The following is a 13,282-nucleotide window of genomic DNA, read 5'->3' as shown; positions in this document are numbered from 1 at the left end:
GCGAGTTTGTAGCAAGGAGTTTTCAAATGATAAAACGGATAATGATTTTAGCGGTTATTTCAGTGATGGTGGCGTGCTCAAACGCTCCTAGCACCATTATTGATAACGCCAACAATACAGACGTAGGTCTTAGCCAACCTGCGGTGGCCATGCCAGACAGCTATAGTGCCGACGCCGCTATGCAGGTGCTTAAAGAGGGCGGAAATGCAATAGATGCCGCTATTACGGCGCAATTTGTTTTAGCCGTGACCCTGCCAGAAGCCGGTAACGTTGGCGGCGGTGGCTTTATGACCATCAAGTTTGAAGACAGCACCGACTTTCTCGACTATCGTGAAATGGCCCCGAAAAGCGCCCATCGCGATATGTATTTAGACCAAGCAGGTAACGTAAAGCCTTATGAATCCTTATTTGGCGCGAAAGCATCAGGTATTCCCGGTACCGTCGCTGGTATGTGGGCAGCACATAAGAAGTACGGCACTTTAGACTGGGAGCGTCTTGTTGCCCCTGCGGTAGACCTTGCCGAGAACGGGTTTGTGGTACACGAAAAGTTAGCCAATAACATTGCGCGCTATATTTCACGAACCCAAGAGAAAGGCATTAAAAGTAACTTCAGTGATTATTTCTCAGAAGCCAAAGCAGGCACCACGTTTAAGCAGCCTGAACTAGCTGAAACCCTAAAAGCGATTCAACAGCAGGGTAAAGATGGGTTCTACAAAGGCGAAGTCGCCACGCATATTGTCGACTTTATGCAACAAAATGGCGGCCTTATTACCCATGATGACTTGCAAGCCTACAAAGCAGTGTGGCGTAAGCCCCTTCAGCTGACTTGGCAGGGTTATGAATTAATTACTGCACCGCCGCCAAGTTCAGGGGGCGTGGCTGTAGCACAGTGGATTGGCATGCTTGAAGCCTATGATGCAACCCACGATTTACCTGCGCAAAACAGCACTGAATATATTCACGTTATGTCTGAAATAGGCAAGCGTGTATTTGCCGACCGCGCTGAATACATGGGCGACCCTGACTTTGTTAGTGTTCCGGTAAAAGCGCTCACAGACGCTGACTACATTAATGAACGCGCAGCAGATATTCAGCCTGCCAGCATTTCTGATACGCCAAGCGTTAAGCCGGGCTTGAAAGAGAGCGAAGATACTACTCACTTCTCGATTATGGATAGATGGGGTAACGCTGTTGCCAATACCACAACCATCAACCTTACTTTTGGTAGTGGTGTTGTTGTAACTGGCGCCGGCTTCTTGTTGAACGATGAAATGGATGACTTTAGCGCAAAGCCTGGTGTGCCTAATTTCTTCGGCGCCGTGGGCGGAGAAGCGAATGCCATTGAACCCTACAAGCGCATGCTTTCTTCTATGACCCCTACACTTGTGACCAAAGGCGACCAGGTCGTGCTTGTTACAGGCTCTCCAGGTGGTACCACCATTATATCGTCAGTTGCTCAATCGCTATTGAATGCCCTGCTTTACGATATGAGCGCCGAAGAAGCCGTGAATTCACCGCGTTTTCACCACCAGCTATTACCGAAAGATACCATTCGTATGCACGACGGGTTTACCGAAGCTACGGTGAACGAGCTTAAAGCCATGGGCTATACCATTGATAACCGACGCTTTGGTGATGTGCATTTAATTAAACGCACAAAAGAAGGTGTTGAAGCCGCGTCGGAAAAAAGCGGACGGGGTAAAAGCATTGTGCAGCCCTACTAAAGCGTCTGACTTTACACAGAAAAGGCGCTGATAAGCGCCTTTTCTCTTGGCTAACACGTCACCTACTTACCCATTAAAGCAAGAGTTCGCCGTTAATAGGTACGTATCGAGTTGCTACCTTTTGAATGCTTTCAGCCGTTAATGCGGGAACGCCGTACACTGTTACGGTCTTCCCTTTTTCTTTAAGGGCATTTACAAGAATATCGAAATCACCGTCACCTGACACCAGAATGATTTCATCAACCTGACTGGCGTGTTCTAGCGCATCTACCGTAATACCTACATCCCAGTCGCCTTTCGCCGAGCCGTCAGCGCGCTGAATAAAAGGCTTTAACTTTACCTCAAACCCAATAGCGCGAAGTATGTTTTGAAATTCACGCTGCTTGCTGTCGCCCTTGTCGATGGCGTAGGCAAAGGCATGTTCTATATCTAGGTTATAGCTAAGTTCGCGCCAAAACCGGTTGTAATTAAAGTTGCGTTTATAGGCCTGACGGCAGGTGTAGTAGACGTTTTGTACATCTACCAACAATAATGCTTTTTTCAAAAGATTCTCATGATATTTTGTTAGTGGCAAAGAGCTGATTGATATCAGCAAAGGCTTTGAACTCTAAGGCGTTGCCGAAGGGGTCTTTAAAAAACATAGTGGCCTGTTCGCCCGGCTTTCCTTTAAAGCGAATATAGGGCGCAATAACAAACTCAGTGTTTGCTGTTTCTAATTTATTTGCCAGTGCTTGCCAATCACTCATGGTTAAAACAACGCCAAAATGCGGCACGGGCACGGCATGGTCATCTACCCCATTATACGAAGGCGGTGACGGCATGACCTCTACGCAGTGCGTCACTAGTTGATGACCGAAGAAATTCCAGTCTATCCACTGGGTATCACTGCGGCCCTTTTCACAACCTAGCAACTCACCGTAGAACGCTTCTGCATCGGTTAAATTAGTGACCGGTATGGCAAGATGAAAGGGCTGGACCATGAAAACTCCTGTTATAAAAACTTCTTAAGCAACGATAGCTTAAACTTTGAAAACGGCGCATACCTAAAGAACACGTCTAACGCAAAAGAACGCTTCATTATGGTTTTGATATGGCTAAATGTATCAAACCCTGCTTGACCATGGTAGCTTCCCATTCCGCTATTACCCACACCACCAAACGGTAACTCGGGGTTAGTCATAAACAGCATAGTGTCGTTAGTACATACACTACCAGAACTGGTTTTACTGATGATGTTATCTAGTACACTGTCTTTGTCGCTAAAGGCATAAAGCGCGAGTGGCTTGGGCCTACTGTTAACAAGCTTAATGCCCGCGTCCATGTTATCTACCGTGATGATAGGCAGAATTGGGCCAAAGATTTCTTCTTTCATCAACGGGCTATCAAGCGATGGCTCTAGTACAAGGGTGGGCGCCATCGCAGGGCGCGCTTCATCTAGCTCGCCGCCATACACCACGTTTACGTTTTCAAGATAGCTCTCTAGGCGCTTTAAGTGACGATGATTTATTATATTGCCGTAATCTCGTGACAATAGCGGCTTTTTGCCATATTGCTTTTTAAGCTCTTTTTTAACCGCTTCAATAAACTTTTGCTCAAAGCCTTTTTCTACAATGACATAGTCAGGGGCAATACAGGTTTGCCCCGCATTCATCCATTTACCCCACACTAAACGACGCGCCGTAACCGTAAGGTTAGTGTCTTTATCCACAAAACATGGGCTTTTACCGCCAAGCTCTAATGTAACGGGAGTGAGGTGCCTAGCTGCAGCATTCATCACTATTTTTCCTACGGCTTCGCCACCGGTGTAGAAAATATGATCCCATTTACACGCAAGCAGTGCCGTGGCTTCGTCTTTACCGCCTTCAATAACCGCTACACATGAAGTATCCATATATTGAGGAATAAGTTTAGCCACCAGCGACGAGGTTTCTTCAGCCAGTTCGGAAGGTTTTAATACCGCACAGTTACCCGCTGCAATAGCGGCGATATAAGGGGCGAGTAATAGCTGTAGCGGATAGTTCCACGCCCCTATAATAAGCACAGTACCAAGGGGCTCAGGCTTTCGAAAGCTCTTACCCGGCCATGCCACCATGGGTGTAGACACCTTGCGAGGCTTGGCCCATTTGTCCAAGTGCTTAAGCGTATGCTTAATATCAGAAAGCAGGAAACCTTGTTCAGCCACCATAGCTTCGGTCTTACATTTGCCCAAGTCGTTTTTAAGGGCCTGTAAGATGTCGTGCTGATTGTCTTTCAGTAAATTTTCTAATGCCTTTAACTGGCTTTTACGCCACTCAAGGGACTGGGTTTTCCCTGTATCGAAACTGTCGTTAAGTTTGTGAACAACGTCAACAAAGCATACGCTTGATTCAACGGCGTGAAGAGAAGGTCTATTTGGCATAAGAAGGCTCCAATAGCGTAACCCACGTAAGATTGATTCACATATCAAACTTTTTCGCAGGAATAGCAGCGTATTTATTAACTGATACTATCTTATATTAATAGGGATGTTCGCGAGCAACGCAACAAAATTGTTAATTAATGTTTAATGCGAAAGTGCACAACGCGCAATAAGACACATGCACATTCATATCTCTATATATAAAGTGCAGGCGCCGAACACATACGCGAAGTGATAGGAATAGCGAATAGGAAAGCGCAAAAGAAGCAGCCAAGAGAATCAAAAAAGCCCAGTGAACACTGGGCTTTTAAAGGTATTACGATGGCGCTATTACGCGTCGTATGGGCTACGTAAAATGATAGTTTCGTTTCTATCAGGGCCTGTCGAAACGATATCAACTGGCACACCTGTTAGCTCTTCAAGACGCTTGATGTAGTTTTTCGCTGCTTGTGGAAGCCCTTCAAACTCAGTTACACCAAAGGTGTTGTCTGTCCAGCCCGGCATTTCTTCATAAACTGGCGTTACTTTATCGTAACCGTCGGCGGCCATTGGAGGCACGTCTTTCACGTTACCATCTGCGTCTTTGTAGCCAACACAAATTTGAAGGCTTTCAAGGCCGTCTAGCACGTCAAGCTTAGTTAGGCAGAACCCGGTGATAGAGTTTATTTGTACTGCACGCTTCATTGCGACTGCATCGAACCAACCAGTACGGCGTTTACGGCCTGTGGTTGCGCCAAACTCGTGACCTTTAACACCTAAATGTTGACCTACTTCACAATCAAGCTCAGTGGGGAAAGGACCTGAGCCCACACGTGTGGTGTAGGCTTTAACAATACCTAATACGTAATCTAGCTTAAGTGGACCGAAGCCTGCACCTGTTGCTACGCCACCCACGGTAGTATTTGAAGACGTCACATAAGGATACGTACCGTGATCGATGTCTAGCAGCGTACCTTGTGCACCTTCAAACATAATTGGAAGGCCAGCTTTATGCGCTTTATCTAGCTCGTCGGTGACATCAACCACCATGGCTTTAAGAATGTCAGCAACTTCCATCGCACCTTTTAAGGTTTCTTCGAAGTCTACAGCTTCTTCGCCATAGTATTGCGTAAGCGTGAAGTTATGTACGTCTAGTACTTCTTTTAGCTTGGCTGCGAAGTCTTCCGCGTTAAATAAGTCGCCAACACGCAAACCGCGACGGGCTACTTTATCTTCATATGCCGGGCCGATACCACGACCGGTCGTACCAATTGCTTTTGCGCCACGGGCTTTTTCGCGCGCTACGTCTAGTGCAATGTGATAAGGAAGAATAAGCGGACAAGCTTCACTAATCTTTAATCGCTCGCGCACAGGAACGCCACGCTCTTCAAGCATAGTCATTTCTTTCATTAGTGCGTCAGGGCTAAGCACAACACCGTTACCAATAATACAGGTAACATTATCGCGTAGGATGCCTGATGGGATTAAGTGAAGTACGGTTTTTTCACCGTCGATTACTAGAGTGTGACCTGCATTGTGCCCGCCTTGGTAGCGAACAACATATTTTGCGCGATCAGTGAGTAGGTCTACGACCTTGCCTTTACCCTCGTCACCCCATTGAGTGCCGAGTACCACAACGTTCTTTGCCATGAATCATATGTGTAAGAAAATTAGGCGGGGATTCTACAAAATTATAGGGCTAGGATCACCCCTTTTTTCGAACAAAAATGCGACTATTTAAATTTTATTTTTGATACGTACACTAGGTTTTATAACATGCGGTAAACGTAATCTAATGCTACTTGGTGTTTAACGTAATTCAAAAAGCCGTCTAAAATGCTAATTTATAAAGCATTCCATTTACAGTGCTACTGAAAACCTGAACAAACGGTCTATCAATTGCCTCTATTATTTTCAGCAAAATACCCGCTTACCGCCACGTTACGCAGCGGCCATTTAGCTAAAATAAAACAGCAGTAACGCGCCAATGATGACCAGCGCACCTCCAATTTGGCGAAGTTGATTACTTGGTTGCTGGCTTATTTGCAGTAAATAGTTGCGCCATTTGTTAGGAAAAAGAAGTGGGCCAATTCCCTCAATTATTAACACTAATGCAAAAGCGGGTAAAAGCCACTCCATGAAGCAATCCTCTATTGTGTGTGAGCAAAGTTTTTATGCCATTTTTGATAGGGCGGACAAATCGATATAGTCGCTAGTGTGGTAAAGGCCAAAGCCAAACCGTAAACGGTTACCGCGATAGTCGGTAAGAATATCGTTAGCTTTAAGCGTTAATGCCAGCGCCTTTGTAATGTTAGCGTCATCGAGTTCAAAAGTAAGAAAATGTCCCCTGTTAGATGCATCGCTAACGGCTAAATGCTGCTCGTTAAGCAACGGGTGATTACACGCTGCAAGTTTATCTAAAAACGTACGCTGCATTGCCATCACATAGTTGTTAATTGTCTCAACGCTGATATCGTTTTCTTCAAACATGCGAAGCACGGCTCTCAGCCTATATAATGACGTGAAGTCCATGGTTGCGCCGGCGAAACGCATTCCATCTACACTGTACTGCACGCTCTCTTGCCTCCCAGTGTTGCGAGGCTTGTCCAGTTCACCAAACTCAGCGAACCAGCCTGTGTAAACGGGCCTTAAATTACACCCAATAGGCACATGAGCAAAGCAGGCGCCTTCTCCCGCCTGTGCATACTTATAACTGCCGGACAAATAAAAGGCACGATGCGCGATGTCAGCCAAGTCAGTAGGCTTCGCCATGAAGCCATGGTAGCCATCGACCACTATGATGGTGTTGTCATTTAAAACGCTATTCACAATGCCTGAAACATCATCCACCACATATCCAGAGTTAAAGAAAACCTGACTAAAAAAGACAAGTTCGGGATTGTGCTCGGCTATGGCAGCTTTAAAGCGTGAAGTAAACGTAGCAAAAGGTTTAGTCGGAACCGTCACTAACTCTATCAAACCTTGCTCTTGCATTCGGCTAGCTTGACGTTGAAAGCTGTGAAATTCACTGTCTGTTGAGACCACTTTGTATGGAGTACGACTATCAATACAACTCATTATTCGATAGAGCAACTCGTGCGTATTGGGCGCAAATACAATTTGCTGAGGCGCGCCGGTATTAAGAATACGACTTATGCGCTGCTGCAATTCTGGCACTAGAGTTTCAAAAAAGTATCCCCACTTTGCATCTACGTATTTAGCGCTATCATCCCAGTACGCTAGCATTGCGTCGCGTGTGCAGTCAGGCCAAAAATAATGACTGTGACAAGCATAATGTTGTTTTTTTTTGTTCGCGTTAAGAAAACCTGAGTAAAATTGCTGATATGCCATGGTCATTACCACTGTGAAAACCGTATCAAATATAAAAGTCGACTAAACACTATCAAACTTCTGCTTTTTACGCATGAATCTAGCAGCGGGCCATCACATTTATTTACAAATTAAGTGTAAATACTTTTGCCCAATTTAGTGTGCTTAGTGGTATTTCTTATAGCTACCGACCGGGTGCAAATTTAAATAACTCTGCTATAACCTTATAAGTAGATGTCGTTTTTTGAGAGAGCAGATATCCTCGACACCACCAAGACAAACATAAAAGGTATTTTATGCGTTTCCCTAAATACGGAAATTACTCGCTGGACATTTCAGGTAATGTGCTTGAAGTGTTTGCGACAGGCGCGTGGAACTTGAAAACCACCGAGTTCTTCATCGAAGAAATGCACGACCTTATCGGTAGCTTCAATGGCGAACCGTGGGCAGCCTTGATGGACGGACGACGCTGGGTTCTCTCAACCATTGAATGCCAAACCCGTTTAGCGGATTCAATCAAAGTAAATATTGAACACGGTTTAACCCGCTCTGCGTATGTTTTAGATAGCGGAATGGTAAAACGCGCCCAGTTAGAGCGAACCCATCCTTCTAGGGCTCGCGATTTTAAAGGGAAAAACTATGAGCGCGAATACTTTCGAAAGTACTTTGAAGCGCTTAATTGGCTACATAAAGAAGGGTTTTCCCCTATTACCAACACCTAGCTCTTTTCACGTCGCCAGTTGCGCATTCAATAGCTGTAAGCAGTAGTAAGTCTATTTAGTAAAGCAGGCTATATACTTTTCGGCGATACTCGGATTTAAGCGGATCACCATCTGCTAACGCATTCATCATATCCATCATTAGCTTTCTAGCGTCACCAAACCCTAACTCTGTTTTTAATACGCTATAAAGCAGCGCTAGCGCGTCTTGTGCTTTATTCGCTTGCTGTAGCTGTATCGCTAAATCAATTTTAAGCTGAAGATCGTCAGGGTTTGCTTCAACAGCAGCTTGAAGCTGTCTAATTTCAGGCGTATCTGCCGCTTGCTCTGCAAGTTCAATTTTACCCGCTAAGCTTTTATACCGTGAATCCTGGTCAACAAGTTTAATATCCTCAAGCAGTGCTTTTGCTGTATCAATTGACCCCGTTTCAATGTAGCAGTCAATAAGCATGTACTTGGCGTTTACATTGTCAGGATTAAGAGAAAGTGCCTCTTTCGCTGCTGGCAATGCTTCGGCGTACTCTCCCTGCTGAATAGCTTTCCCTGCTGTAGCGAGAAGCTCGTCTTCAGGGTTAGGCAGATACTTTGTTAACATCTCTCGAATTTGTTGCTCAGGCTGCACTCCAGCAAAGCCATCTACTGGCTGACCATTTTGTACTACCATCACTGTAGGCAAGCTTCTGATACCAAATTGCGCCGCCACTTCTTGCTGCGCTTCACAGTCAACTTTCGCCAATATTAGATGCTGGCTGTATTCACCGGCCAGTTTTTCCAAAATAGGCATTAAATCTTTGCACGACTCACACCAGTCAGCCCAAAAATCAATGAGTACCAGCTTCTCTTGAGAAGCCTCTACTATGATTTGCTGAAAGTTTTCTACCGTAATATCAACAATAGTTGCTTGGCTATTTGCAACGAGATTTTCCATAACGCAGGCCTTTAATTTCTTGTATTGTGAGGAATATGGGGCAGTCGAGCTGAAATTACAAGGTTAGTAGTCAGTGAATAAGACTGACTGTGACAGAATAGAAACATCGCATTGTCGTTTTAGCGACAATTAATACCTCAACAAAATGTTAACCTAATGTAAAATTAACATATCACATCCTTTCCGTGAGGGGTTTATGACGACTCAAACCAGCGAAAACACGCATTTTACTTCATTTAAAGCGTTTTACCCTTTTTACTTAAACGAACATAAAGATGGAACTTGCCGCACCTTACATTTTATTGGCTCATGGCTGGTCATTGGTGTGATTGCTTTGACAATTTATACCGCTAACTGGCCACTTTTATGGCTTATACCTGTTATAGGTTACGGTTTTGCTTGGGTCGGTCACTTCTTTTTTGAAAAAAACCGCCCCGCTACGTTCAAGCACCCACTTTACAGCTTGATGGGCGACTGGGTGATGTTTAAAGACATCTTAACTGGAAAAATCAGTTTGAAGGGCGAGTAAGTCAAAGACGTAAATTTCGCTTTAACATGTAAATAGGAAGCTTTACCGCACATACTTTACATATAAGAAACGAAAGCGATATGGTTAGTCGTGTACCCTGTTGAAGGGCAATGCCATTAATTCAACAATTAAGTGTAACAGATACCTAACCTATCGCGCCCCGCGCAACAACAATAATAAAGGAACCGTCATGTTTGCGTCACGTTTCTCCACTCGCCCTTTTCGCAAAGGCCTGGTGGTAACCTCAACAGCATTATCTTTCCTCTTTTTGGGTGTTAGCGAAGCTAATGCACTACAAGGGTCTCAACCCGATACCCATACTCCACCGGCTAATGCACTCACCTACGACGATACATTCAACCTAGAGTTTGTCGCCAGCCCGCAGTTTATCGATAAAGAAACCGTGGTTTATTCGCGCCAGAGCATGGATATTATGACCGATAGTCGGCAGAGCAGACTGTGGCAAGTAAACATAAAAACAGGTGAACACCGCCCGTTTATCGGTTTAGACGAAAACCTTTCCCAAGCCACGCTATCGCCAAATGGAAAAATGGTGGCGTATACCAAATCGGTAAGCGGTCGTGCTCAGCTACATCTTTATTATTTAGATACCATGCAGTCGGTGCGCTTAACTAACACCAGTGAAACGCCTCGTCAGTTGACCTGGTCGCATGACAGTGAAGCCCTAGCCTTTACGTTATTTACTGAAGAAAAACAAAAGCCGTTATTTAGCGCGATGCCGAGCAAGCCAAAGGGCGCAAAGTGGGCAGACAACGCTAAGTATATTGATAGCGTTCAATACCGTGGCGATGGCAGAGGCTATCTGCGCGAAGGCTTCGACCAAATCTATGTGCTGCCTGTTGATGGTGGTACACCGCGCCAGTTGACCAAAGGCCACTTTCCAAGCGGCGGTACCCTTTCTTTTTCTAAAGACAATGATTGGATTTACTTTGCCTCACCTCAGCGCGAAGACTATGCGCTGAACCCACTGTTTAGCGATATATACAAGGTCAACGTTAGCTCTGAAGCCGTTGAACAGGTTACCGATATAGCGGGCCCTGAAAGTAGACCTACGTTAAGCCCAAATGGTAAATATTTAGCTTTTACCCAACTAAATGATAGAAAGCTTTCTTATCAAAACGGTGACCTTTTGGTACTTGAACTAGAAAGCGGTGAAATAACGCGCCTCACTTCATCTTTAGATAGAAGCTTGGGCAAGTTTGTGTGGCGTAAAGACAGCCGAGGGCTGATGTTTTCATACCTTGATCATGGCGAAACCAAGCTGGCAACGGTGAACTTAACAGGAAAGGTTAAGAAGCTAGACGTTACTGTTGGTGGGCAAGCGTTTGGCCGCCCTTATACCTCTGGCGACTTCGCCCTAAGCGAAAAAGGCGATATCGTATTTACCACAGCAGCGCGTACCATGCCTGGCGACTTAGCACTTTATCGAAAAGGGAAAAGTGCCACAAAACTTACCGACTTGAACAGTGACGCCTTAGGTCATAAGGCGCTTGCGCAAGTGCAAGACCTCACCGTAGCTTCAAGTGTAGATGAGCGCCCTATTGACGCATGGATTGCCTTACCCCCCGGCTTTGATAGTAGTAAAAAGTATCCGCTTATTTTAGAAATTCACGGCGGACCGCATGCCGCATATGGCCCTCATTTTGCGATGGAAATCCAGCTTATGGCAGCGCAGGGTTACGTGGTTGTTTGGTCGAACCCAAGGGGCAGCAGCTCTTACGGTGAAGACTTTGGGAACCTTATTCACCATAACTATCCCTCGGAAGACTTTAACGACCTTATGGACGTCGTCGATGCAGTCGTTGATAAAGGCTTTGTGGATGCTAACAATCTATTTATTACCGGTGGCTCTGGTGGCGGTGTGCTAACAGCCTGGTCTATTGGTAAAACCGACCGTTTCAGCGCTGCCGTAGTGGCTAAACCCGTTATCAATTGGGTGAGCTTTGCACTCACCGCTGACGCGTACCCGTTTTTCAGTCAATACTGGATGGCGGATATGCCGTGGAATATCGCTGATAAACTTTGGAAACGCAGCCCATTAAGCTTAGTGGGTAATGTCACTACCCCAACTATGCTACTGACCGGCGAAGCCGATTATCGAACGCCGATAAGTGAGTCGGAACAGTATTATCAGGCGTTGAAACTGCAGGGTGTAGATGCGGCAATGGTACGTATACCCGGTGCATCCCACGGTATTGCTAGCCGTCCGTCTCGTTTAATACAAAAAGTAGGAAATATAATGGCGTGGTTTGAACGCTATAAAAAAGATGAGGGTGGTAAATAGTGTATTCACCATTTAAAGGCGCCTAAGGGCGCCTTTATTGGTTTCGGTATAAAGCTACTTAGTGAGCTTCAACACTTTGCCATTTGGAGCGTCGGTTAACAGGTAAATAGCACCTTCAGGGCCAACTTCCACATCGCGAATACGTGCGCCGTTGTCACGCAGATATTCAAACTGCTCGCCCGGCTTACCGTCTGCTACGTGAATGCGGCGAAGGTGAGTGAACTTCAAAGAACCAACCAGCACATCACCATTCCACTCTTTAAACATATCGCCTTGGTAGAAAGTTAATCCACTTGGTGCTATGGATGGGTCCCAATATACCCAAGGCTGCTTCATGCCGTCCATGTGCGTTTTATCACTAATGATGTCACCGCTGTAGTCAATGCCATAGGTAATTTCAGGCCAGCCGTAGTTCGCGCCATTTTCCAATATATTAATTTCGTCACCGCCTTTCGGACCGTGCTCCATTGCCCATACAGCACCGGTGTCAGGGTGAATTGTTACGCCTTGGATATTGCGGTGACCATAGCTAAATACTTCTGGTGCGTTGCCGTCAGTGAACGGGTTATCCTTTACAGCGCTGCCATCGCGATTAATGCGCACGACTTTGCCAAAGTGGTTATCCGTATTCTGCGCTTCCTTCATGTATTTGTAGCGATCGCCCATAGCAACGTATAGGTACTTATTGGCATCAAATTCTAGGCGACAACCAAAGTGAAATCCGTTATCAACAATAGAATCGGCGCTAAATATCACGTTGACATCTTCTAGCCCCGTATTCGTTAACGTGGCTTTTGCCACACTACTGCTGCTACCTGTTTTACCTTCTACATCACTGGCTTTGCTGAAACAAAAGTAAATGGTGTTGTTGCTAGCAAAATCAGGGTCGATAGTGATATCAAGCATGCCGCCTTGATTTTGCGCTACTACCCTGGGCACGTTCGCTAACCGTCCTGACAACTTCCCGTCTTTTGTCAGTCGCTGAATACCCCCTGCGCGCTCTGTGACCAACATGTCGCCATTAGGCAGAAAGGTCATCCCCCAGGGGTGTTCTAGCCCTTCAGCAAGGGTGGTTACCGTAATATTTTCGTCGGTAATACCGTGCTCATGGCCTTCGTGAGCAAAAAGAGACTGGCTTGCAGATAGTGCTAATGCACAGGTAATAGAGCGGGTTAACGTGCTCGTTAGATTGCGCTTTAATACCGCGCTAATTGATGATTTCATCGCTGGGGCCTCGGTGTTTATTCGGTTTTTATTTTTAGCGTGCGTTTCTGTTTAGCGGCCTAGTATACAAAAAAGGGCACAGCGCTGCTGTACCCTTTGTGTTATATCCACGCTTTCATGCGATTAAGCAAGAAATAAGCGTATAA

12 protein-coding genes are annotated in these 13,282 nt (G+C 45.6%); 4 read left to right on the top strand and 8 right to left on the bottom strand.

The window, feature by feature from the left end:
* Nucleotides 1-26: 26 nt before the first annotated feature.
* The gene (gene ggt, locus ACTRWF_RS17610) at nucleotides 27-1,724 is read left to right on the top strand and encodes a gamma-glutamyltransferase (RefSeq protein ID WP_462835954.1); all 1,698 of its coding nucleotides are present in this window, start codon (nucleotides 27-29) and stop codon (nucleotides 1,722-1,724) included.
* Nucleotides 1,725-1,797: 73 nt separating this feature from the next.
* Here the strand turns inward: ggt and ACTRWF_RS17605 are convergent, their stop codons facing one another.
* The 6 genes from ACTRWF_RS17605 to ACTRWF_RS17580 form a co-directional block, all read right to left on the bottom strand.
* Nucleotides 1,798-2,268 (bottom strand): LabA-like NYN domain-containing protein, encoded by a 471-nt coding sequence (locus tag ACTRWF_RS17605; RefSeq protein ID WP_012517093.1) that lies wholly within the window; start codon nucleotides 2,266-2,268, stop codon nucleotides 1,798-1,800.
* 7 nt (nucleotides 2,269-2,275) lie between these two features.
* Nucleotides 2,276-2,704, bottom strand: a complete 429-nt coding sequence (locus ACTRWF_RS17600) for a VOC family protein (protein ID WP_015066126.1) — start codon at nucleotides 2,702-2,704, stop codon at nucleotides 2,276-2,278.
* Between the two features lie 11 nt (nucleotides 2,705-2,715).
* On the bottom strand, nucleotides 2,716-4,122 hold the full coding sequence (locus ACTRWF_RS17595) for an aldehyde dehydrogenase family protein (RefSeq protein WP_141153331.1): 1,407 nt from the start codon (nucleotides 4,120-4,122) through the stop codon (nucleotides 2,716-2,718).
* A 330-nt stretch (nucleotides 4,123-4,452) separates the two neighbouring features.
* Complete coding sequence (locus tag ACTRWF_RS17590; RefSeq protein WP_462835953.1) at nucleotides 4,453-5,751, bottom strand: adenylosuccinate synthase; 1,299 nt, start codon at nucleotides 5,749-5,751, stop codon at nucleotides 4,453-4,455.
* A 306-nt stretch (nucleotides 5,752-6,057) separates the two neighbouring features.
* Nucleotides 6,058-6,240, bottom strand: coding sequence for a DUF2065 domain-containing protein (locus ACTRWF_RS17585; protein WP_012517089.1), 183 nt, complete (start codon nucleotides 6,238-6,240; stop codon nucleotides 6,058-6,060).
* 33 nt (nucleotides 6,241-6,273) lie between these two features.
* On the bottom strand, nucleotides 6,274-7,452 hold the full coding sequence (locus ACTRWF_RS17580; RefSeq protein WP_462835952.1) for an aminotransferase class V-fold PLP-dependent enzyme: 1,179 nt from the start codon (nucleotides 7,450-7,452) through the stop codon (nucleotides 6,274-6,276).
* Between the two features lie 275 nt (nucleotides 7,453-7,727).
* On the opposite strand from ACTRWF_RS17580, the gene ACTRWF_RS17575 reads away from it, so the two are divergent.
* A complete protein-coding gene (locus ACTRWF_RS17575; protein WP_012517087.1) occupies nucleotides 7,728-8,153 on the top strand; it encodes a hypothetical protein in 426 nt (141 codons plus the stop codon).
* Nucleotides 8,154-8,208: 55 nt separating this feature from the next.
* Here ACTRWF_RS17575 and trxA read toward each other — a convergent pair whose 3' ends face one another.
* Nucleotides 8,209-9,078 carry a thioredoxin gene (trxA, locus tag ACTRWF_RS17570; protein WP_012517086.1) on the bottom strand — a complete coding sequence of 290 codons (870 nt, stop codon included), beginning with the start codon at nucleotides 9,076-9,078 and terminating at the stop codon, nucleotides 8,209-8,211.
* 196 nt (nucleotides 9,079-9,274) lie between these two features.
* Here trxA and ACTRWF_RS17565 point away from each other — a divergent pair, with 196 nt between their 5' ends.
* The gene (locus ACTRWF_RS17565; RefSeq protein WP_020742794.1) at nucleotides 9,275-9,607 is read left to right on the top strand and encodes an Mpo1-like protein; all 333 of its coding nucleotides are present in this window, start codon (nucleotides 9,275-9,277) and stop codon (nucleotides 9,605-9,607) included.
* Between the two features lie 190 nt (nucleotides 9,608-9,797).
* Complete coding sequence (locus ACTRWF_RS17560; protein WP_462835951.1) at nucleotides 9,798-11,912, top strand: prolyl oligopeptidase family serine peptidase; 2,115 nt, start codon at nucleotides 9,798-9,800, stop codon at nucleotides 11,910-11,912.
* Between the two features lie 54 nt (nucleotides 11,913-11,966).
* Here the strand turns inward: ACTRWF_RS17560 and ACTRWF_RS17555 are convergent, their stop codons facing one another.
* Nucleotides 11,967-13,136, bottom strand: coding sequence for a PQQ-dependent sugar dehydrogenase (locus tag ACTRWF_RS17555; RefSeq protein WP_020742792.1), 1,170 nt, complete (start codon nucleotides 13,134-13,136; stop codon nucleotides 11,967-11,969).
* Between the last annotated feature and the right edge of the window lie 146 nt (nucleotides 13,137-13,282).

This window comes from Alteromonas sp. G5_S2_22_S1 (genome assembly GCF_054968525.1).
The sequence above is the reverse complement of the archived record's forward strand: the minus strand, read 5'-3'. Positions and strand labels throughout refer to the sequence as shown.